This window comes from Sorangium sp. KYC3313 (assembly GCF_052075895.1).
GTDB lineage: Bacteria > Myxococcota_A > Polyangia > Polyangiales > Polyangiaceae > Sorangium > Sorangium cellulosum_B.
Window position 1 is genome coordinate 121,361 of record NZ_CP197255.1, and the last position, 18,040, is coordinate 139,400.

Annotated in this window: 18 protein-coding genes and 1 pseudogene; 15 read left to right on the forward strand and 4 right to left on the reverse strand. The window is 72.7% G+C overall.

Translation table 11 applies throughout. The annotated features are described in order from the left end of the window. Nucleotides 1-283: 283 nt before the first annotated feature. The 6 genes from cobM to ACSRUE_RS00470 are packed head-to-tail and all read left to right on the forward strand — an operon-like array spanning nucleotide 284 to nucleotide 6,218. Nucleotides 284-1,078: a precorrin-4 C(11)-methyltransferase gene (cobM, locus tag ACSRUE_RS00445; RefSeq protein ID WP_441289296.1), complete on the forward strand. Its 795-nt coding sequence runs from the start codon at nucleotides 284-286 to the stop codon at nucleotides 1,076-1,078. Continuing rightward, nucleotides 1,075-1,635, forward strand: a complete 561-nt coding sequence (gene cobO, locus ACSRUE_RS00450; protein ID WP_441289297.1) for a cob(I)yrinic acid a,c-diamide adenosyltransferase — start codon at nucleotides 1,075-1,077, stop codon at nucleotides 1,633-1,635. The genes cobM and cobO overlap by 4 nt, the downstream gene beginning before the upstream one ends. After that, nucleotides 1,635-3,131: a cobyrinate a,c-diamide synthase gene (locus tag ACSRUE_RS00455; RefSeq protein ID WP_441289298.1), complete on the forward strand. Its 1,497-nt coding sequence runs from the start codon at nucleotides 1,635-1,637 to the stop codon at nucleotides 3,129-3,131. The genes cobO and ACSRUE_RS00455 overlap by 1 nt, the downstream gene beginning before the upstream one ends. Beyond that, the gene (gene cobU, locus ACSRUE_RS00460) at nucleotides 3,128-3,718 is read left to right on the forward strand and encodes a bifunctional adenosylcobinamide kinase/adenosylcobinamide-phosphate guanylyltransferase (RefSeq protein WP_441289299.1); all 591 of its coding nucleotides are present in this window, start codon (nucleotides 3,128-3,130) and stop codon (nucleotides 3,716-3,718) included. The genes ACSRUE_RS00455 and cobU overlap by 4 nt, the downstream gene beginning before the upstream one ends. Further along, a complete protein-coding gene (gene cbiB, locus ACSRUE_RS00465; protein WP_441289300.1) occupies nucleotides 3,715-4,659 on the forward strand; it encodes an adenosylcobinamide-phosphate synthase CbiB in 945 nt (314 codons plus the stop codon). The genes cobU and cbiB overlap by 4 nt, the downstream gene beginning before the upstream one ends. Then, nucleotides 4,656-6,218: a cobyric acid synthase gene (locus ACSRUE_RS00470; protein WP_441289301.1), complete on the forward strand. Its 1,563-nt coding sequence runs from the start codon at nucleotides 4,656-4,658 to the stop codon at nucleotides 6,216-6,218. Before cbiB ends, ACSRUE_RS00470 begins: the two co-directional genes overlap by 4 nt. Before the next feature lie 31 nt (nucleotides 6,219-6,249). Here the strand turns inward: ACSRUE_RS00470 and ACSRUE_RS00475 are convergent, their stop codons facing one another. Beyond that, nucleotides 6,250-6,921 (reverse strand): hypothetical protein, encoded by a 672-nt coding sequence (locus ACSRUE_RS00475; protein WP_441289302.1) that lies wholly within the window; start codon nucleotides 6,919-6,921, stop codon nucleotides 6,250-6,252. 97 nt (nucleotides 6,922-7,018) lie between these two features. Beyond that, on the reverse strand, nucleotides 7,019-7,426 hold the full coding sequence (locus tag ACSRUE_RS00480) for a hypothetical protein (protein WP_441289303.1): 408 nt from the start codon (nucleotides 7,424-7,426) through the stop codon (nucleotides 7,019-7,021). A gap of 364 nt (nucleotides 7,427-7,790) precedes the next feature. On the opposite strand from ACSRUE_RS00480, the gene ACSRUE_RS00485 reads away from it, so the two are divergent. The 7 genes and pseudogenes from ACSRUE_RS00485 (at nucleotide 7,791) to ACSRUE_RS00515 (ending at nucleotide 13,868) form a co-directional block, all read left to right on the forward strand. Then, complete coding sequence (locus ACSRUE_RS00485) at nucleotides 7,791-9,971, forward strand: DUF362 domain-containing protein (RefSeq protein WP_441289304.1); 2,181 nt, start codon at nucleotides 7,791-7,793, stop codon at nucleotides 9,969-9,971. A gap of 91 nt (nucleotides 9,972-10,062) precedes the next feature. Next, nucleotides 10,063-10,701, forward strand: a complete 639-nt coding sequence (locus tag ACSRUE_RS00490; protein ID WP_441289305.1) for a regulatory protein RecX — start codon at nucleotides 10,063-10,065, stop codon at nucleotides 10,699-10,701. Between the two features lie 109 nt (nucleotides 10,702-10,810). After that, a pseudogene (locus ACSRUE_RS00495) lies at nucleotides 10,811-10,990 on the forward strand (hypothetical protein); the annotation flags it as partial. Nucleotides 10,991-11,007: 17 nt separating this feature from the next. Further along, nucleotides 11,008-11,118, forward strand: coding sequence for a hypothetical protein (locus tag ACSRUE_RS00500; RefSeq protein ID WP_441289306.1), 111 nt, complete (start codon nucleotides 11,008-11,010; stop codon nucleotides 11,116-11,118). Nucleotides 11,119-11,187: 69 nt separating this feature from the next. Further along, the gene (locus tag ACSRUE_RS00505) at nucleotides 11,188-11,604 is read left to right on the forward strand and encodes a GAF domain-containing protein (protein ID WP_437762128.1); all 417 of its coding nucleotides are present in this window, start codon (nucleotides 11,188-11,190) and stop codon (nucleotides 11,602-11,604) included. A 144-nt stretch (nucleotides 11,605-11,748) separates the two neighbouring features. Then, entirely contained in the window at nucleotides 11,749-12,978 is a 1,230-nt protein-coding gene (locus tag ACSRUE_RS00510) for a radical SAM protein (RefSeq protein WP_441289307.1), read from the forward strand. Nucleotides 12,979-13,241: 263 nt separating this feature from the next. Further along, nucleotides 13,242-13,868: an L-2-amino-thiazoline-4-carboxylic acid hydrolase gene (locus tag ACSRUE_RS00515; protein ID WP_441289308.1), complete on the forward strand. Its 627-nt coding sequence runs from the start codon at nucleotides 13,242-13,244 to the stop codon at nucleotides 13,866-13,868. Nucleotides 13,869-13,920: 52 nt separating this feature from the next. On the opposite strand, the gene ACSRUE_RS00520 is transcribed toward ACSRUE_RS00515, so the two are convergent. Further along, nucleotides 13,921-14,874 (reverse strand): S1 family peptidase, encoded by a 954-nt coding sequence (locus tag ACSRUE_RS00520; protein WP_441289309.1) that lies wholly within the window; start codon nucleotides 14,872-14,874, stop codon nucleotides 13,921-13,923. 314 nt (nucleotides 14,875-15,188) lie between these two features. Then, nucleotides 15,189-15,665, reverse strand: a complete 477-nt coding sequence (gene ribD, locus ACSRUE_RS00525) for a bifunctional diaminohydroxyphosphoribosylaminopyrimidine deaminase/5-amino-6-(5-phosphoribosylamino)uracil reductase RibD (protein WP_441289310.1) — start codon at nucleotides 15,663-15,665, stop codon at nucleotides 15,189-15,191. 326 nt (nucleotides 15,666-15,991) lie between these two features. On the opposite strand from ribD, the gene ACSRUE_RS00530 reads away from it, so the two are divergent. Both ACSRUE_RS00530 and ACSRUE_RS00535 read left to right on the forward strand, forming a co-directional pair. Further along, nucleotides 15,992-17,440, forward strand: coding sequence for a cytochrome P450 (locus ACSRUE_RS00530; RefSeq protein WP_441289311.1), 1,449 nt, complete (start codon nucleotides 15,992-15,994; stop codon nucleotides 17,438-17,440). Nucleotides 17,441-17,682: 242 nt separating this feature from the next. Next, nucleotides 17,683-17,940 (forward strand): hypothetical protein, encoded by a 258-nt coding sequence (locus ACSRUE_RS00535; protein ID WP_437762135.1) that lies wholly within the window; start codon nucleotides 17,683-17,685, stop codon nucleotides 17,938-17,940. The last annotated feature ends 100 nt before the right edge of the window (nucleotides 17,941-18,040 follow it).

Here is an 18,040-nt window from a genome sequence, read left to right on the forward strand (position 1 = left end):
CTTGGAGAGGGGTGCGACCTCCCATCGCATCACAGGCGCATGCCCTGAGCAAGGCCCCGGACCAGCACGTCCGAGGGAGAAGACGGAGCCTTCCGGCACACACCGCAGGTTCGTGTCCTCGGGCCTGCGCTTCGTCTTCGTCATCATCCGTCATCTTCGCCCCTCGCGCACAGCGCGCGGGCTCCACCATGAACGCTGGCGTTCGCTTCGGGACCGCTCTAGTTTCGCGCGCCCGCGGTCCCTTCCGGGATCGCCGCCGCACGAAGCAAGGAAAGAACCCCCCATGCGCGTCTACATCATCGGCGCGGGCCCGGGCGATCCCGGGCTCATCACGGTCCGCGGCGCCGAGCTCGTCGCTCGCTGCCCGGTCGTCATGTACACGGGCTCGCTCGTCCCCCGGGAGATCGTCGCGTCCGCGCGGCCGGACGCCCGGGTCATCGACTCCTCCGGCATGACCCTCGACCAGATCGTGGAGGTCCTCGTCGAGGCCAGGGACGCAGGGCACGACGTGGCGCGCGTCCACACGGGCGATCCCGTCCTCTTCGGGTCGACGGCCGAGCAGATGCGCCGGATGGATGCGCTCGGGATACCGTACGAGATCATCCCCGGCGTCTCCTCCTTCACCGCGGCGGCCGCGGCGCTCGGGCGCGAGCTCACGCTGCCCGAGCTCTCGCAGACCGTCATCCTGACGCGCGCCGAGGGGCGCACGCCGGTGCCGCCCGCCGAGCGGCTCGAGGAGCTCGCCCGCCACCAGGCGACCCTGTGCCTGTTCCTGAGCATCACCCTGCTCAAGGACGTGGCCGCGGCCCTCATCCCGGCGTACGGCGCCGATTGCCCGGTCGCGGTGGTGCACAAGGCGAGCTGCCCCGATCAGAAGATCGTGAGAGGCACGCTCGCCGACATCCGGGACAAGGTGCGGGCCGAGGGCATCAAGAGCCAGTCGATGATCCTGGTCGGCCGGGTGCTCACCTCCACCGATTTCGCCGACTCGCGGCTCTATGATCCGGAGTTCAGCCACCGCTTCCGCAAGGCCGAGAAGAAGCTCCTCGTCCCTGGCACGACCGAGGAGGACTCGTGAGCGCGGAGGAGAGCGCCGGGACGGGCGCAGCGACGGCAGGTAGAAAAGGGCTCGTCATCGTCTATACGGGCCACGGCAAGGGCAAGACGACGGCCGCGCTCGGCATGGTGTTCCGCGCGCTCGGCCGGGGCATGCGCGTCGCGGTCGTGCAGTTCATCAAGGGCAAGTGGAAGACGGGAGAGCGGCTGTTCGCCGAGACGCTCCCCAACCTGACCTTCCTCGTCATGGGGCGCGGCTTCACCTGGGAGAGCGACGATCTCTCGCGCGACAAGGCCGCGGCGCGCGCGGCCTTCCAGGAGGCCGCGGCGCTCATCGCGGGCGGCGAGCAGGACATCGTGGTGCTCGACGAGATCACGTATGCGCTCCATTACGGCTTCGTCGCCGAGGACGAGCTGCTCGCGGCGCTGCGCGCGAGGCCCGCGCACGTGCACGTCGTGATCACCGGCAGGAACGCGCCCGACGCGCTCCTCGCGCTCGCCGACCTGGTGACGGAGATGAAATCGGTGAAGCACCCGTTCGAGCAGGGGCAAAAGGCCCAGATCGGAGTCGATTTCTGATGTCCCGGGCCATCCCCCGGCTCGTCGTCGCCGGCACGGCGAGCGGCGCCGGCAAGACGACCGCCACGGTGGCGATCGCGCGCGCGCTCCGCGCCCGCGGCCTGCGGGTCGCGCTGTTCAAGTGCGGCCCCGACTACCTGGATCCGACGTACCACGCCCGCGCCGTGGCCGGGACATCGCACAACCTCGACGGCTGGATGATGGGCCGGGAAGCGGTCCTGTCGACGTTCGCGGCGGAGGCCGCTGACGCCGACGTCGCGCTGATCGAGGGGGTGATGGGGCTGTTCGATGGGGCGAGCCCGACCGGGGAGGAGGGCTCGACCGCCGAGATCGCGAAGTGGCTCGAGGCGCCGGTCGCGCTCGTGATCGACGCGTCCGGGATGGCCCGCAGCGTCGCGGCGCTCGTCCAGGGCTTCGCGGGCTTCGATCCGGCGCTGCGTGTCGCCGCGGTCGTGTGCAACCAGGTCGGCAGCCGCGGCCACCTCGACATCCTCCGACAGGCGCAGGCGCAGGTGAACCGGTCGCTGCCGGTCCTCGGCGGCCTGCCGCGGGACGAGGCGCAGCGCTTCCCCGAGCGCCACCTCGGCCTGCGCACGGCCGACGAGGCCGCGCTCCCCGAGGAGCGCCTCGACCACTGGGGCGCGCAGGCCGAGGCGTGGATCGGGCTCGACGCGCTGCTCGAGATCGCGCGTGGAGCGCCGCCGTTGCCGGAGGTGGCAGCGACGAGGTCGGCGGCCAGCATCACGGCGCCGCCGCGCCAGGCGCGCATCGGCGTGGCGTTCGACGACGCCTTCCACTTCTACTACGCGGATAACCTGCGCCGCCTCGAGGCCGCCGGGGCCGAGCTCATCCGGTTCTCGCCGATCCGCGACGCGCGCTTGCCCGACGTCGACGCGCTCTACCTCGGGGGCGGCTACCCCGAGGTGCACGCGGAGCGCCTGGCCGCGAACGCCGCGCTTCGCGGCGAGATCCGCGCGTTCGCCGGCCGTGGGGGCCCGATCTACGCCGAGTGCGGCGGGCTCATGTACCTGACCGAGGCGATCCGCACGCTGGACGGGCGCGCGCACCCCATGGTCGGGCTCGTGCCCGCGGAGGCCGCGATGTGCGAGAAGCTGCAGGCGCTCGGGTACGTGGAGGTCGAGACGCAGGCGCGCACGATCCTCGGCGGCGCGGGGCTCCGCTTCCGCGGGCACCAGTTCCGCTACTCCGAGCTCCGCCCGTCGCCGCGCGCCGTGCCGGCGCCGGCCGAGCCGGCCGCGGCGCCGGCCGAGCCGCCGCCCGCGCAGGCGCCGGCGTCCCCGCCCGAGCACGCGCCCTTGCCGATCGAGCACGCCTACTCCGTTCGGCGCCGGCGCGGCGGCCAGGTCGCGCGCGAGGGGTACCGGGCGGGGAGCGTCCTCGCCTCGTACGTGCACGCGCACTGGGCCTCGAACCCGCTCGTCCCCGAGGGGCTCGTCGCGAGCGCCGCCGCGCACCGGAAGGAGCGCGCGCGATGAGCGGCCCGGGCACCGCGCCGCGCCGGGTCGCGCTCATCGGCGGCGGCGTGCGCTCCGGCAAGAGCGCGTTCGCGCTCTCCCTCGCGCGCTCGCTCGGCGAGCGCCGCGCCTTCATCGCGACCGCCGAGCCGTTCGACGACGAGATGAGGGCGCGCATCGACGCGCACGTCCTCGAGCGAGGCGGCGCGTTCCTCACCGTGGAGGAGCCGATCGCGCTCCCCGAGCGCATCGCCTCGCTCACCGGCGTCGACGTCATCGTGGTCGACTGCCTCACGCTCTGGCTGTCGAACCTGCTGCTCCGCGACGAGACCGAGGGCCGCGCGCTCGGGCCCATCGAGGAGCGCATCGAGGCGCTCGCCGCGGCGGTCGAGTCGGCGGCGCCGCACGTCGTCCTCGTCTCGAACGAGGTCGGCATGGGCGTGGTCCCGGAGAGCCGGCTCGGCCGCGCGTTCCGCGACCTCGCGGGGCGCGCGCACCAGCGGCTCGGCCGCTCGGCCAGCGAGCTCTACGTGGCCGTGATGGGCGCGATCCTCCGCCTGCGCCCCGGCCCGGTCGCGCTCGTCGGCGGCGGCGAGGACGCGCGATGACGGCCGCCGCCGCGCTGCTCGTCGCGGTCGCGTTCGACCTCGCCTGCGGCGAGCCCCCCGCCGCCGTCCACCCGGTCGTGTGGATGGGCTCCGCGATCCAGGCCCTGAAGCGCGCCGCGCCCGCGGGCGGCCGCGCCGCGGAGCTCCTCTTCGGCGCGCTCATGGCCCTCGCCGTCCCCTGCCTCTTCGCCGCGCTGGGCGCCGGCGTCGCGGCGCTGCTCGCCCCGCACCCCGTCCTCGCGCTCGCTTTGTCAGGTCTCTTGCTGAAGCCCACCTTCGCGCTCCGCGCGCTCCGCGACGCGGCCTTCGGCGTGCGCGACGCCCTCGAAGCGGGCGACGTCACCGGGGCCCGCGGCGCGCTGCGGAGCCTCTGCAGCCGCGACCCGTCGGAGCTCGACGAGCCCGCGCTGGTCGCCGCGTCGGTCGAGTCGGTCGCGGAGAACGCGTCGGACAGCTTCGTCGCGCCGCTCTTCTATTTCGCCCTCTTCGGGCTCCCGGGCGCGCTCTTCTACCGCGCGGTGAACACGCTCGACGCGATGGTCGGCTACCACGGCCCCTACGAGTACCTCGGCAAGGCGTCGGCGCGGCTCGACGACGCGCTGAACTTCGTGCCGGCGCGGCTCACCGCGCTCCTCCTGCTCGCCGCCGGGTGGCTCCGCGGCGCCGACGCGCGCCGCGGCCTCGCCGTGCTCCTGCGCGACGGCGGCCTCACCGAGAGCCCGAACGCCGGCCGGCCCATGGCGGCGATGGCCGGGCTGCTCCGGGTCGAGCTCGAGAAGCGCGGCCACTACCGCCTCGGCGACCCCGTGGAGCCGCTCCGGCGGGGGCTCATCGACGAGGCCTGCCGGATCGTGGTGCTCGCGGCGCTGCTCTTCGCCGGGCTCGCGGCGGCCCTGCTGGCGGCGGTTTCCTTTGGGCTTGGACAGGAGCTCTTCCGATGACGGCGCTCACGGTGATGGTGCAAGGCACGGCGTCCTCGGTCGGCAAGAGCCTCCTCTGCACGGCGCTCTGCCGCATCTTCCAGCGGCGGGGCCTCCGGGTCGCGCCGTTCAAGTCGCAGAACATGGCGCTGAACTCGTTCGCGACCCTGGACGGCGGCGAGATCGGAAGGGCGCAGGCGGTGCAGGCCGAGGCGGCGCGCGTCGCGCCGACGGTCGACATGAACCCGGTGCTGCTCAAGCCCGAGGGCGACTCCCGCTCTCAGGTGATCGTGCTCGGCAAGCCGGTCGGCAGCCTGCACGCGCGCGACTACTTCGCGTACCGGGGAGAGCTCAAGGACATCATCGCCCGCTCGCTCGGGCGGCTGCGCGAGGCGCACGACGTCGTGGTGATCGAGGGCGCGGGCAGCCCCGCGGAGATCAACCTGAAGGACCGCGACATCGTGAACATGCACGTCGCGCGCGTCGCCGACGCGCCGGTGCTGCTCGCCGGCGACATCGACCGAGGCGGCGTGTTCGCGGCGCTGGTCGGGACGATGGCGCTGCTCGAGCCCGACGAGCGCGCGCGCGTGGCCGCGTTCGTGATCAACAAGTTCCGCGGCGACCTCAAGCTGCTGGAGCCGGGGCTCGACATGCTGACGGCGCGGACGGGCGTCCCGGTGCTCGGCGTGGTGCCTTACCTGAAGCAGCTGCGCATCGCGGACGAGGACTCGGTGTCGCTGGAGGGCCGGCGGCGCCGGGCGCCGGCGGGCCCGGGGGAGCTCGACATCGCGGTGGTCCGGCTGCCGCGGATATCGAATTACGACGACGTGGAGCCGCTGGAGCACGAGCCCGGCGTGGTGGTGCGGTTCATCGAGCGGCCGGACGAGATCGGCGATGCGGACCTCGTGCTGCTCCCCGGGACGAAGAGCACGATGGCCGATCTCGCGTGGCTGCGCGCGAGCGGCCTCGCGGAGGCGATCGCGGCGCGCGCCCGGCGGGGCGGCTGGACGCTCGGGATCTGCGGCGGCTGCCAGATGCTCGGCGGGGCGATCGAAGATCCGGAAGGCGTCGAGTCGGCCGAGCCGGCGGCGCGCGGGCTGGGGCTAATCGAGGTGTGGACGCGGTTCGAGCGGACCAAGACGGTGGCGCAGGTGCGGGCGCGGCTCGCGGGCGGCTCGTTCCTGGGGGCGGCGGGCGCGGCGAGCGTGGGAGAGGCCGAGGGCGAGGGCGCCGGAGAGCTGACCGGCTACGAGATCCACATGGGCCGCGTGGAGCGGGTGGGCGGCGCGGCCGCGGCGTTCGCGATCGGGTCGAGGGGCGGCAAGGCCGAGGCGGCGCTCGACGGGGCCGTCTCGGCGGACGGCGCCGTGGTGGGCACGATGATCCACGGGATCCTCGACAACGACGGGCTCCGGCGGTCGCTCCTCGCGGCGCTGCGCGAGCGGAGGGGGCTCCCCAGGGCCGCGGGCGAGCCGGCGATACCGAGCCGGCACGAGGAGTACGAGCGGCTCGCGAACGCGGTGGAGGCGAGCCTCGACCGGGCGCTGCTCGACCGCATCGTGGGGCTCGACCGGCGCTGAGCGGCGCCCCGACACCCGCGCTCGCCGCGGCTCACTCCTTCGTGAACTTCAGGTAGGACTTGATCGGCCCCGACGCATTCTCTCCCGCCGACGTCGGCATGCCCATCGTGAGCGAGGATCCCTGCGCGCAGAACGGCGCAACATCGGGCTCCTCGCCCTCGGACTCGACGGTCAAGATGGAGCCGGAGACCGACCAGGTGCCCATCGACGTCGTCGTGTCCCGCCCGAAGACAAACGTACATGCGCAGTCGGCGCCCGCTTGAGCGCACTCCGCCGACGTTAAGGGCGACTCTTTCCCAGCTGCGGCTCGCTGCATTTTCACGCTGAGCTGCGCGCACGTGATCGGGATGTCCTCGGCCGCGAGGCACGCCGCAGGGTACACCACCTTGATCGGCCCTTGCTGCGTGATGGTCGTGACATAGGTGGTATCGGCCCGAAATTCGGCGCGTCCGCTCACCACCATGCCGCTCACGTCGATCTCCGCGTCACACCCCTCGTCGAGGTCCTCGAACATCGAGGGATCCAGGCACGCCTCATCCATCGTCCACGTTCCCGTCGGATCGCCGCCGCACGCCGCGACCAGCCCGCAGGAGGGGCCTTCTTCCTTGCTCTTTCCCTCGTCGTCGACGCTGCCGCCGCACGCGGACAGCGCCAGCAGGGACGTCACGATCACGGCCGAGCACGCACGAGAAACCCATTTCATCCCATCCTCCATGGCAACGAGCCAGCCACCAGCACATGCCGTGCATAACACGGGAGGCGTCATGGCTTGCGGGGAAGCGGAGCCCCTGATCACGCTGTCACGGCGGCGTGCCTGCCGGGCAACAGTAGTCGAGGCTCGTCAGCGGTACGCACCCGGGGGGCGGTTCTTTCCCTGTCTTGCACGTCGCCCAGTCCGGAGGGTCGCCGAAGTGGGTGCAGGACTCGACGTCCGTGGCCACCACCGCGCAGTCCGCGCCTCCGGTCCTCCGGCACTGCGTATACGCCGTCCACTCGGGTCTGCACGCCGGCGCCCACGGGCCGAAGAAGTTCTCGTCTGCTCCGCAGGCGAGCTGCGCGGGCTCCTGGGCCGCCAGGCAGGCGTGGTAGGCGTCGAACTCGGCAAAACACGCCTCCGTGGGGTACTGGTCCACCGCCACGAAGCACGCGATCGAGCAGTTCTCCGGCGCGCAGCCGGCGCTGAACACGTCGCACGCGGCCTCGCACACGGCTGTCGACCGAGCCTCCGAGTACCCTTCTACGCCCCCGCCCTCTCCAGCTCCCCCGCCGCTCGAACCGCCGCCACAGGCGACCAGAGCCGCTGCGAACAACATCCCCGCAGTCCCGATAATTTCAACACGAACAGCAATTTTAACAGAACCAGGAACAGGCCAAACGCTCATTCCGCGCTCGCGCTGCAAGGCGTGAGCCGCCCCGGCGAGCGCGTATCGAGACGCTCATTCGGGCGCCGGCGGCGGGGCGAGGTGGGGGCCGCGCCGCCCTCACCCCTCCGGCATCCGCGCAGGCGCTGGCTTCGACGATGTCTCGTGGCGCCTTCTCCTCGCCGCCGTTTCGCGCCATCGTGCTCGTGGGATGAACAGGGCACGAACGATCCACGGCGGCCGGGCGCGGCGGGCTCCCCGCGCGATCGCGGCGCTCCCGGCGCTGCTCGCCGTCCTTTCGGGCTGCGGGGACCGGCAACGCCAGCCGGGCGGCGGTCCCGGCGACGGCGGCCCCGCCCCGCAGCCGCCGCCCGACGCGGCGGCGTCCTCGCCGGCGCCGACACAGGCAGCCTCCTCGTTCGCCGCCGCCTCCGCGCATCCGGCCGTGCCGACCGCGGTGCCGAGCGCGTCGAGCGACGTGGTCGCGGGCGCGTCGCAGCGGTACGAGGCCGGGCCCTCGGTGATCGCGTCGGACAGCATCGACGGCGCCGCCCTCAGGAAGCGGCACGTCGAGCGCATCAAGGCCGACGACTCGCCCGTCACCGTGCTCCGCGGCCAGGGTCCCCTGGAGCTCGGCAAGCGCATCTGCGAGGCGGTGGTGCCGAGGCGCCCCGCGGCGACTCCCGTGCTCCTCAAGCCGAACATCTGCGGGTTCGACAGCGTGAAGGACCCGGCGAAGTCGAAGGGCGACGACGGCGTAACCGGCCGGATCACCCAGCCGGAGTTCGTTCGAGGCGTCGTCGAGTGCCTCAAGGCGCGCGGGCACACGAAGATCACGATCGCCGAGGGCTGCGGCCACTCCCACAAGTTCTGGAAGGACATCGCGCAGCGCACCGGCTATGAGGCGATGGCCGCGGAGGAGGGCGCCGCGCTCGTCGCGATGGACGACGACGGGGTCTACGACGTCGCCGGGGACAGGCCCGGAAAGCCGCTCGCCATCCGCGGCATCCAGGCGACCCACGTCCCGACGCTGCTCATGCCGAAGGTGCTGGCAGAGCACCTCGACCACGGGCTCTTCCTGTCGCTCCCCCGGCTCAAGATGCACCGGTACGCGGTCATCTCCGCCGGCATCAAGGGCATGCAGGGCACGGTCATGCTGTCGGACAGCGCGCCTGCGTACAAGCAGAAGTGGAGGATGCACAGGGAGCTCAAGGGGTACCTGGACACGAGGTCCGCCGGCCAGGAAGATAGAGCTCTTTACTTATCGTCGCTCCGCGTCTTCTCCGAGCGGATGGTCGACGTGCTCGAGATATCCGCGCCGGACGCGGTGCTCGGCGACGGCGCCCCGGCGATGGGCGGAGACGGCTTCCAGGTCCTGCAGCCCACGGCGGAGATGGTGGCGATCGGCGGCACGAACCCGGTGCGGGTCGACCGCGTGGCGGCGGAGCTCCTCGGCGTGTGGAACAGCCCCGCGCTCGCGCGCGAGCTCGGCGGCCACAGGACCTCGCCGCTCATCGACGCCGCGGCGAAGCGCTTTGGGCTCGATCTCAAGGCGACGGCGATCACGGGAGACGGGGCAGATCTCCTGAAGAGCCCGAGGCCCGTCCACTACAAGGCGATGGCGCCCTTCCGGCTCGACTGGGAGCCCGGACAGGCAGCCTTGCCCGGCGGGCCCGCGAAGGGGCTGGATCCCGCGCCGCCGGCCTCGCAGGAGGCGCCCGAGGGGAAGCAGCGCGGCGGCTCGGACGGAGGCCCCGCGAAGCCGGAGGCGCACGCGTCACCGCTGCCGCCGGGAGAGCAGATCGTGCTCGACGGAAAGGCCGACGACGCGGCATGGAGCCGCGCGAAGGCCGTGCAGTGGGACACCGACTATGCCGGCAAGCGCACCGGGTTCCCCACGCGGGCGCGCTTCCTCTGGTCGAAGCAGGGGCTCCACGCGCTCTTCGAGCTCTCGAACGCGGGGCTCAACACGGATCGCTCGAAGCCGGTCGGCGCGGAGCGAAATGGTCTTTACAAAGAGGACTGCATCGAGCTCTTCCTGACGCCGGCCCCGGGCTCGCCAAGGCGGTATTTCGAGGTGGAGATAGGGCCGTTCGGTCATTTCTTCGATATCGCCATCGACCGCGACGCGCGCCAGGAAGACACGGCGTGGTCGAGCGGCGCGACGATCGCGACGAGCCAGGACGCGCAGGCGCGCACGGCCGTCATCGAGGCGCTGCTGGCGGCGCCGGGGATCGTGGGCGCGCTCGCCCCGAACGCGCGTCTGCCCATGAACCTGTACCGGATGGAGGGCAAGGATCCGCGGCAGTACCTCGCGTGGAGCCCGCCCCGCACGAGCAAGCCGAACTTCCATGTCCCCGAGGCGTTTGGAACGCTCGTGATCGATCCGTGAGACAAGGCAGCAGGCGCCCCGCCGCGGCCGGGAGCAGGCGGGGTGAACAGGGGCTTGCGGCCCGCGCCAGGTGCGCCATCGTCCCTCGCGCATGCCGATCATCACGGGAATCGCCCCCTCGCCCGACAACCCCGGCCACGTCGTCATCCTGGTGGATGGGGTCCCCTTCGCCACGGTGCCCGAGCAGGCCGCCGCCGGCCTGGCCCCCGGCCAGGAGAGCCCCGGGGCCGCGGCCGAGTCGCCCCGGAAGACCGCCGCGGGCGAGCAGAAGACCTACGAGCGGGCGCTGCGGCTCCTGTCGTTCCGGGGGCGATCGGCCAGGGAGCTGGAGAAGCGCCTGATCGAGAAGGGCGAGCCCAGGGAGCACGTGACGACCGCCATCGAGCGCCTCACCGCGAACGGGCTGCTCGACGACGCGCGCTTCGCGGAGGCGAAGGCGCGCTCCGGCATCGTGGGCAAGCCCCGGTCGCGCCGCAGGATCGAGCAGGACCTCGCCCGCAAAGGCGTCTCGCGCGACGTGGCGGACGCGGCCATACGGCAGGTCATGGCCGAGGAGGAAACGGACGAGTCCGCCGTGGCCGAGCGGGCGGCGCGCAAGAAGCTCCGCTCGCTCTCGGGGCTCGCTCCGGCGGAGCAGCGGCAGAAGCTCTACGCTTTCCTCGCCCGCCAGGGCTATTCGCCCGACGTGGCGCGCCGGGCGCTGCGCGCGGTGCTCGACGCGCCGCCGTGAGCGGCGCCGCCGCGCCGGCCCCTCCGCGGTGCGGCGGATCACCCGGGCAACCCAAACACATTGTTTTTCTGCCCTTCTCCCGCCACCTACAGCCCGCTACAAAGGGCCCGTGTCGCTCGATCTGGATGGCCCGCCGCTGGATCGCGCGGACGCTCGCGCGGTCCTCGCCGGCGGAGGCGAGATGGGCGCGCGCATGCGCGCGATCGACTGGTCGACGACGCCGCTCGGGCCGGTCTCGTCGTGGCCGCAGAGCCTCAAGACGTGCGTGCGCATCGTCCTGACGTCGCGCGGATAGGGCTCTCCGTCGTGAAGAAGATCGTGCAGAGCCGCGGAGGGAGCGTGTCCGTCTCGTCGCGCCCCGGCGCAGGAGCCACCTTCATCGTGCGCTGGCCCAGGCGGGTGAAGGACGAGGCCTGACTCGGCGCCGGCGCGTCCCGCGAGCTGCCCTGGGTTGACGCAGGCCCCGCGGCGGTCGAAGGTGCGGGCATGCATGCGCGCCGAGAGTCGTTGGAGCCGTGGCTTCGGAGCTTCGTCGCCGATAGCGGGGGTATCGCTGGCACGGTGCACCTCGTCGAGGGCGATGCGCTCGCGCTGGCCGCCGCCGTGAACATCCCCGAAAAGGTGCAGGAGATCACGCGCCGCGTCCCGCGGGGCAAGGGGATGGCCGGGCTCGCCTGGGAGCGCGACCAGCCCGTGCAGACGTGCAACCTGCAGACGGACACGTCCGGCGACGTGCGGCCCGGGGCCAAGGCGGTCGCGGCGCAGGCGGCGGTGGCGCTGCCCGTGCGCGACGCCTCCGCGAGCGTGCGCGCCGTCGTGGGGATCGCGTTCGCCGGCGAGCGCGAGCTCGGCCAGGACGAGCTCGATCGCCTCGCGCAGGGCGCTGGCGCGCTGCCGGCCTGACAAGAGCGCTCCCGCGCCGGCCCACCCCGCTGCCCGCCGCAGCGCCGCTGTCCTGCCGCGCCGCTCCGCTGCGGCGCTGGCGCACCGCCGCGCCACAAGGCCCTTGTTTTTCGCGGCTACGATGCTAGCGATGCCCGCTCTCCCATGGAGACGAACGGACGCAGCGCCCCGAAAGCCGCGATCGACGCTCCGCTCGACGCGCGCGATCCGGGCGCCCGCCCGCACGTCCGCGTGGAGGACCTCGTTCGCGGCGCCGCGAACGAGCCCGCGGGCGAGCGCGCCGCAGCCGGGCCTGGCGAGGGCGGCGCCGCGGGCGAGCCCCTCACGGCGAAGCTCGCCCGCCGCACCGTGCCCGGCGCGCTCGTCGAGCCCGGCCCCGAGGAGGGGTATCTCCGGTGCACCGCGTGCGCGCACCGCTGCGTCCTCGCGCCGGGGCGCGCCGGCGCGTGCGGGATCCGCTTCGAGAAGGACGGCGAGCTGCGCGTCCCGTTCGGCTACGTCGCGCGCCATTACGTGCGCTCGGTCGAGACGAACACGATCTTCCATGTGCGCCCCGGCGCGAGGTCCCTCACCTTCGGGATGTTCGGGTGCGACCTGCGCTGTCCTTATTGCCAGAACTGGAAGGTCTCCCAGGCCCTCCGCGAGCCGGAGGGCGACGGCGAGCCCATCGACATCAGCGCCGCGGATCTCGTCGAGGTGGCCGTCGCGGCGGGCTGCGGGGTGCTCGCGAGCGCCTACAACGAGCCGATGATCACCGCCGAGTGGGCGCGCGCCGTCTTCGCCGAGGCGCAGCGGCGGGGGCTCGTCACGGCGCTCATCTCGGATGGCAACACGACGCCCGAGGCGCTCGCGTACATGCGCCCGGTCGCCGACGTGTTCCGCGTCGACCTGAAGGGGTGGAGCGCGGATCAGTACCGGACGCTCGGCGGCCGCGTCGAGCCGGTGCTCGCGGCGATCGGCGAGGCCCGGCGCCTCGGCTACTGGGTCGAGGTCGTGACGCTCGTCGTCCCCGGCTTCAACGACGAGGCGGCCGGCCTCCGCGCCCTCGGCGCCGAGATCGCCGGGGTCGACCCGGACATCCCCTGGCACCTCAACGCCTTCTATCCGCGTTACAAGATGCGCGATCGCATGACGACCGACCCGGCGTTCCTCGTGGACGTGGCGGGCGTCGCCTATGCGCGGGGGATGAAGTACGTTTACGTCAGCAACGTGGCCGACCGCGTCCGTGAGCTCTCGCATACACGCTGCCCCGCCTGCCACGAGGTCGTGGTGCGTCGGTTCAACTACGAGACGCAGGAGGTCCTCCTCTCCGGCGGCGCGTGCCCTTCCTGCGCGACGCGCGTGCCCGGGCTGTGGGGACCGGCGGCGCCGTAGCGCCGCACAGGCGGACGCCCGGCTCCTGCCGAGCCGGCGCGCGCATTGACGCCCGGAGCCGACTGGGCCTGTTGCTGAGAGATTTCTGTCTCATTTCACCAGACGCCCTGTCCGGTGCTCCGCGCATCCCGGCAGAGCCATATTGCGTCCCTGCCGAACTCCCCGATCGCAGGAGCATCGCGGGCCACTTCGGCCGACCTCTCCGATCACAGAAGCTCCCACAAGGAGGCTTGCTGCGGCGCCGCATGTGGTAATTTTCCAGCATGTCGTCGCCGTCCGAACGTCTCGCGCAGATCCTCGCGGAAGGCCGAGTCATCGCGACGCGCGAGCTCGGCGAAGAGTGTGCGGCGGAGCTCCACACGCGCGCCAAGGAGCGGTATCTCGCGCTGGAGGCGACGATGCCGCGGTTCCGGAGCAGCATGAACCGCAAGCTCTTCGAGCTCGGCCCGCCGGTGCTCGCGATCTACCAGGCGCTCCTGCACGACCTCGGCGTGGACCGGGAGCCGGCCCTGCGCCTCGCCGAGGACATCCTGCTGGCCTTCTACCGCAAGCAGCTGAACCGGAGCCCGCTCCTCGGCGCCGCGATGGATGTGGTGTTCCGGCTGAAGCCAGCGCGGAGCCTGCTCATGATGAGCCTGCGCGCGGACGAGCCGGGGGGCATCCGCTTCGACGAGGCCAGCGGCACCGGCGCGCTCCTCGCCTTCGACGTGCGCGCGTGCCCGATCGTGGCGTTCGCGCGGCGGCACGGCGCGCCGGAGATCGTCCCCATGATCTGCCGCCTCGACGACCTCAAGGTGAAAGAGCTCCACGGCGTCGAGCTCCGCCGCACGGGCACCCTCGGCACGGGCGCCGAGCGGTGCGACTTCCGGTACGTGACGGCGAAGAAGTAACGTCGCGCTCCGCTCGGGTGCGCCGTTGGGCTGCGCGCCTTCACCTGTCGAGTCATCGCACCTGCACGCCGGCGCGGAGCGCGCAGTCCGGGTCGGCCGGGAACGCGCAGGCGAGGGCGCACACCCCATCTTGGGCGCAGTGGAGATCGGCGCAATCGGGGTCGACGATCTCGGGCCCGACGTCACACGCCGCCTCGCAGAGGCCATCCGCGCGGCACGGGTTGTCCGCCTCGAACTCGTCGATCGTCGGCTGGATGAACTGAGATATCTGGGCGAGATCGGTGCGCGCCTGCACCCCGTCCAGCGTGCAGGGGTCGTCGCCGAACGAGGTCACGCCGGCGTGGCGCTCGACGCCCCCGCGCACGAGGAACGCCGGACCTCCGGAGTCGCCGGCGCACGTGTTCATGTCGGGAACCTGGTAATAGAACTGGGTCGCGTCGATCGTCCCCGGCGTCCCGCCGACCTGGGCGGGGCCGACCGCCACGATGGGGAACGTCACGGCGCGGCGCATGCCGAACCCCGTCCCCGCGACGCCGTCGGAGACACCGTAACCGACGAAGGTGTAGTCCGGCCCGACGTACCAGGTGGTATTCTCCATCGATTCGCGCAGGAGGGGCGCGGGCTGCACGGGCGCGTCGCTCTCCAGCCGGATGAGGGTAAGGTCGTTCTGGAGGCTCCCGGGATCGAAGGCGGGGTGCCTCCTCGACGTCTCGATCCGCACGCTCTCCGACCGCCGCCCGAGGGTCGGGCCGAAGAAGACGCGCGTGAGCGCGCCGTGGCAGTGTCCCGCCGTGATCACGGTGCGCCGCGAGATGACGGTCCCGCTGCAGTACGCCCTGTTGCGATTGCCCACGCCCACGACATAGGCGTGCGTCGTGTCCACAGCGCCTCCAATGATGCGCTGCCGGGACGTGAGCAATGGCTGCTCGCCGTCGCCCCCGGGAGGTGCGTCCGCGCAGCCGAGCCCGCCGAGGCACAGGATCGCGATCGGGATGGCATTCTTCATACTGCAACCTTTCCGTCCAGAAATGGTGTCTAGAGCGGCGGATTGCGGAGGCGCCCACGGTTCGGCGCCGCTCGGCCCCGCGGGCGCGCGGGGGGCATAACAAGCGCAGTGCCAGCGCCATGCTCGGCGAGCGCGCGTGTCGGCCGCGCGGCGCGGCGGGGAGTCCTGGAATGGCGCGCGAGCGGGGCGATCTCGTCGGGGCGATCGCCGCTGGAGGGACGGCGCGGACGTTCGCCCCGCTCCGGAGCGGGCATGGCGCCGCGGTCGCGGCCCTCGCGCGCTCTCCCATGGAGACCCGCCGGCCCAGCGGCGGGTCAGGACGCCGGCGTCGCCCGGGCCGGCAGGGCGAAGCCCTCGGCGGTGCTCGCGATGTAAGCGCGGTTGAGCTCGCGGCACGCGGGCTCGTGGACCCCGACCACCACCTCGATACCGGCGCTCTCCAGGAGGGCGGCGCCCTTTCCGGAGACCCGGGGGTCCGGATCGATCATGCCGATCACGACGCGCCGGATACCGGCGCGGAGGACGGCGTCCGTGCACGGGGGCGTCCGGCCGTGGTGGCAGCACGGCTCGAGGTTGACGTAGAGCGTGGCGCCCTCGGCGCGGCCGGCGAGCTTGCGGAGCGCGTCGACCTCGGCGTGGGCCATGCCGGCGCGCTCGTGGAACCCCTCGGCGAGGAGCTCTTCCCCGCGCACGACGACCGCGCCGACCATCGGGTTCGGCGCGGTGCGCCCCGCGGCGAGCGCCGCGAGCTCGAGGCAGCGCTCCATCCAGCGAACGTCGGACTCGTTCATGCCGGCCCCGTGGCACGGCGGTCCAGCAACGGGCGGAGAGGCTGCCCGGCGGCAACATCGCACAGCATCACGCCGCCACTATAGCGGAGGACCGCGGGCGGGGCAGCGGCCGTCGGCGAGCCCGTCCGCTCGTCGATCCGCGGCCGGCGCGCCGCCTTCGTCACGCGCCGGCGCGCCCAGGGGCGCCTCGCCGCCGCGCTCGCGACGCCGGCGCGTGACGAAGGCAGCGCGCCGGCGAGCGCCCACGCGCACGCCAGGACAAGCTACGTTGCACCTTGAGCGCGGCGGCGCCGGCGCTGACCGCTCTCGCTCTCTGAGAGGAAACCATGGAGACCGCCAGAGCAGAAGTCGCCCCCGCAGCGGGCGTGAACGATCTATCGACGCTCCCGGGACCGCGGAGGCTGCCGCTGCTCGGCAACCTTCTCGAGATCCGGCCGACCCAGCTTCACCTCACGCTCGAGGGCTGGAACCGCAAGTATGGCGATCTCTACACCTTCTGGCTCGGCCGCACGCCGGTCGTCGTCGTCGGCAGGGTCGAGCTCGTCCAGCGCATCCTGCGCGAGCGGCCGAAGGAGTTCCGCCGCTGGAGCCCGCTGCAGGAGCTCATCGACGAGATGGGCTTCGGCGGCGTCTTCTCGGCCGAGGGCGACCAGTGGACGCGGCAGCGGCGGCTCGTGATGAGCGCGTTCACCGCCGGGCAGCTGCGCGAGAGCCACGGCACGCTCTCCACGATCACCCGCCGGCTCCGGGAGCGATGGCGCGCGTCGGCCGCGCGGGGAGCGTCCGTCGACGCGCGGCGAGACCTCGCCCGTTACACGGTGGATGTCACCACCGCGGTGGCGTTCGGCCTCGACATGAACCTCATCGAGCGCGGCACCGACCCCCTGTCGCACCAGCTCGAGACGGTCTTCGCGGCGCTCAACCGCCGCCTCTTCGCGCCGTTTCCGTACTGGCGGCACGTCAAGCTGCCCGCCGATCGGGCCCTCGATCAGGCGCTCTCGGAGGTGCGCACGCGGATGCTGGGCATCCTCCGGACGACGCGCGCGGAGCTCGACGGGGATCCGGCGCGGGCCGCGGCGCCGCGCTCGCTGCTGGAGGCATTGCTCGTGGCGCGCGACGCCGACGACCCCAAGGCGCGGCTGTCGGAGCAGGAGGTGCTCGGCAACGTGCTCACGCTGCTGCTCGCCGGGGAGGACACGACGGCCGACACGATGGCCTGGATGCTCCACTTCATGGCCCTGCGCCCCGACGTCCAGGCGCGGATGCGGGCCGAGGTCGACGCCGAGCTCGGCGACGCGGACCTGCCCGAGAGCCCGGAGCACGCGCAGCGGCTGCGCTATCTCGGCGCGGTCGCGCAGGAGACGCTCCGCCTGAAGTCCGCCGCGCCGATCATCTTCATGGAAGCCTGCTCGGACACGGTGGTCGGCCCGCTGCGGCTCGCGGCGGGGGCGCGGATGATCCTGCTGACGCGGCAGCTCGGCCTGAAGGACGAGCACTTCCACGACGCGGCCTCGTTCGTGCCCGAGCGCTGGCTGACCCCGCGGCCGGCGGGCGCCGGCAAACACGACCCGCGCGCCGCCCTCGCCTTCGGCAGCGGCCCGCGGGTCTGCCCCGGGCGCGCGCTCTCGATGGTCGAGAGCGCCATGGTGGGCGCCATGGTCGCGCGCGACTTCGATGTATCGCTGGTCGATCCGGCGCGGCCCGTGAAGGAGCTCCTCGGGTTCACGATGAAGCCGGAAGGGCTGTTCGTCCGCTTCACCCCCCGCCGCCGCTGACGTCCCATCGAGCCTCGCTCCGGGGCAATGCCGGGCAGGATCCCACCGAGAAAGACGCCCTGAGCCCATCGGGACACGACGTGCACACCTCCCTCCAATCCGCAAAATTGCGCTACCTCCTGGTCCTCGGTGTCGCCGTCGTTTCCTTTGCGCTCGGATGGTTTCTCAGGCCATCCGTCCGCGTCGCTGGCTTTCCGGAGCTGGGGGAGCTGCAGCCGTTCACGAAGAGAGGCTGCACCAAGGTGGGAGTGCCGTTAACGGAGCTCGGGGCGTTCTCGGAGGCCTCGCTCCGCTTCTCGCCCGGCGACAGCGCGCGGCTCCAGGTGGTGGCCTTCCGCCGCGCGGGCCCGGACGCGGAGCTGCTGCAGCTCGACGCGGGCGAATACGATGACGAGTTCGACGCCAGCGGGGAGGTTTTCAAGCTGCGGTGGGATGCCACCAAGGGCTGGCAGGTCGGCGACTGTCACACGCTCGTGAGGTACTGGCCTGGAAGACCTTGAGCTGGGCGTCGCGCTCATTCGCCCCAGGCCGTGCCGGACCTGCCGATGCGCGTGGTGGTGCTCGCGGAGCTGCCCCGGGCGCGCGCAACCCTGCTGCTGC

Excerpts from the sequence above, each read along its gene's own strand:
- ACSRUE_RS00490 (WP_441289305.1), top strand. The coding sequence starts at position 10,063 with ATGCCGATCATCACGGGAATCGCCCCCTCGCCCGACAACCCCGGCCAC.
- ACSRUE_RS00510 (WP_441289307.1), top strand. The coding sequence starts at position 11,749 with ATGGAGACGAACGGACGCAGCGCCCCGAAAGCCGCGATCGACGCTCCG.
- ribD (WP_441289310.1), bottom strand. The coding sequence starts at position 15,665 with ATGAACGAGTCCGACGTTCGCTGGATGGAGCGCTGCCTCGAGCTCGCG.
- cbiB (WP_441289300.1), top strand. The coding sequence starts at position 3,715 with ATGACGGCCGCCGCCGCGCTGCTCGTCGCGGTCGCGTTCGACCTCGCC.
- ACSRUE_RS00470 (WP_441289301.1), top strand. The coding sequence starts at position 4,656 with ATGACGGCGCTCACGGTGATGGTGCAAGGCACGGCGTCCTCGGTCGGC.
- cobM (WP_441289296.1), top strand. The coding sequence starts at position 284 with ATGCGCGTCTACATCATCGGCGCGGGCCCGGGCGATCCCGGGCTCATC.
- ACSRUE_RS00515 (WP_441289308.1), top strand. The coding sequence starts at position 13,242 with ATGTCGTCGCCGTCCGAACGTCTCGCGCAGATCCTCGCGGAAGGCCGA.
- ACSRUE_RS00530 (WP_441289311.1), top strand. The coding sequence starts at position 15,992 with ATGGAGACCGCCAGAGCAGAAGTCGCCCCCGCAGCGGGCGTGAACGAT.
- ACSRUE_RS00475 (WP_441289302.1), bottom strand. The coding sequence starts at position 6,921 with ATGAAATGGGTTTCTCGTGCGTGCTCGGCCGTGATCGTGACGTCCCTG.
- ACSRUE_RS00485 (WP_441289304.1), top strand. The coding sequence starts at position 7,791 with ATGAACAGGGCACGAACGATCCACGGCGGCCGGGCGCGGCGGGCTCCC.
- ACSRUE_RS00455 (WP_441289298.1), top strand. The coding sequence starts at position 1,635 with ATGTCCCGGGCCATCCCCCGGCTCGTCGTCGCCGGCACGGCGAGCGGC.
- ACSRUE_RS00505 (WP_437762128.1), top strand. The coding sequence starts at position 11,188 with ATGCATGCGCGCCGAGAGTCGTTGGAGCCGTGGCTTCGGAGCTTCGTC.
- cobU (WP_441289299.1), top strand. The coding sequence starts at position 3,128 with ATGAGCGGCCCGGGCACCGCGCCGCGCCGGGTCGCGCTCATCGGCGGC.
- ACSRUE_RS00520 (WP_441289309.1), bottom strand. The coding sequence starts at position 14,874 with ATGAAGAATGCCATCCCGATCGCGATCCTGTGCCTCGGCGGGCTCGGC.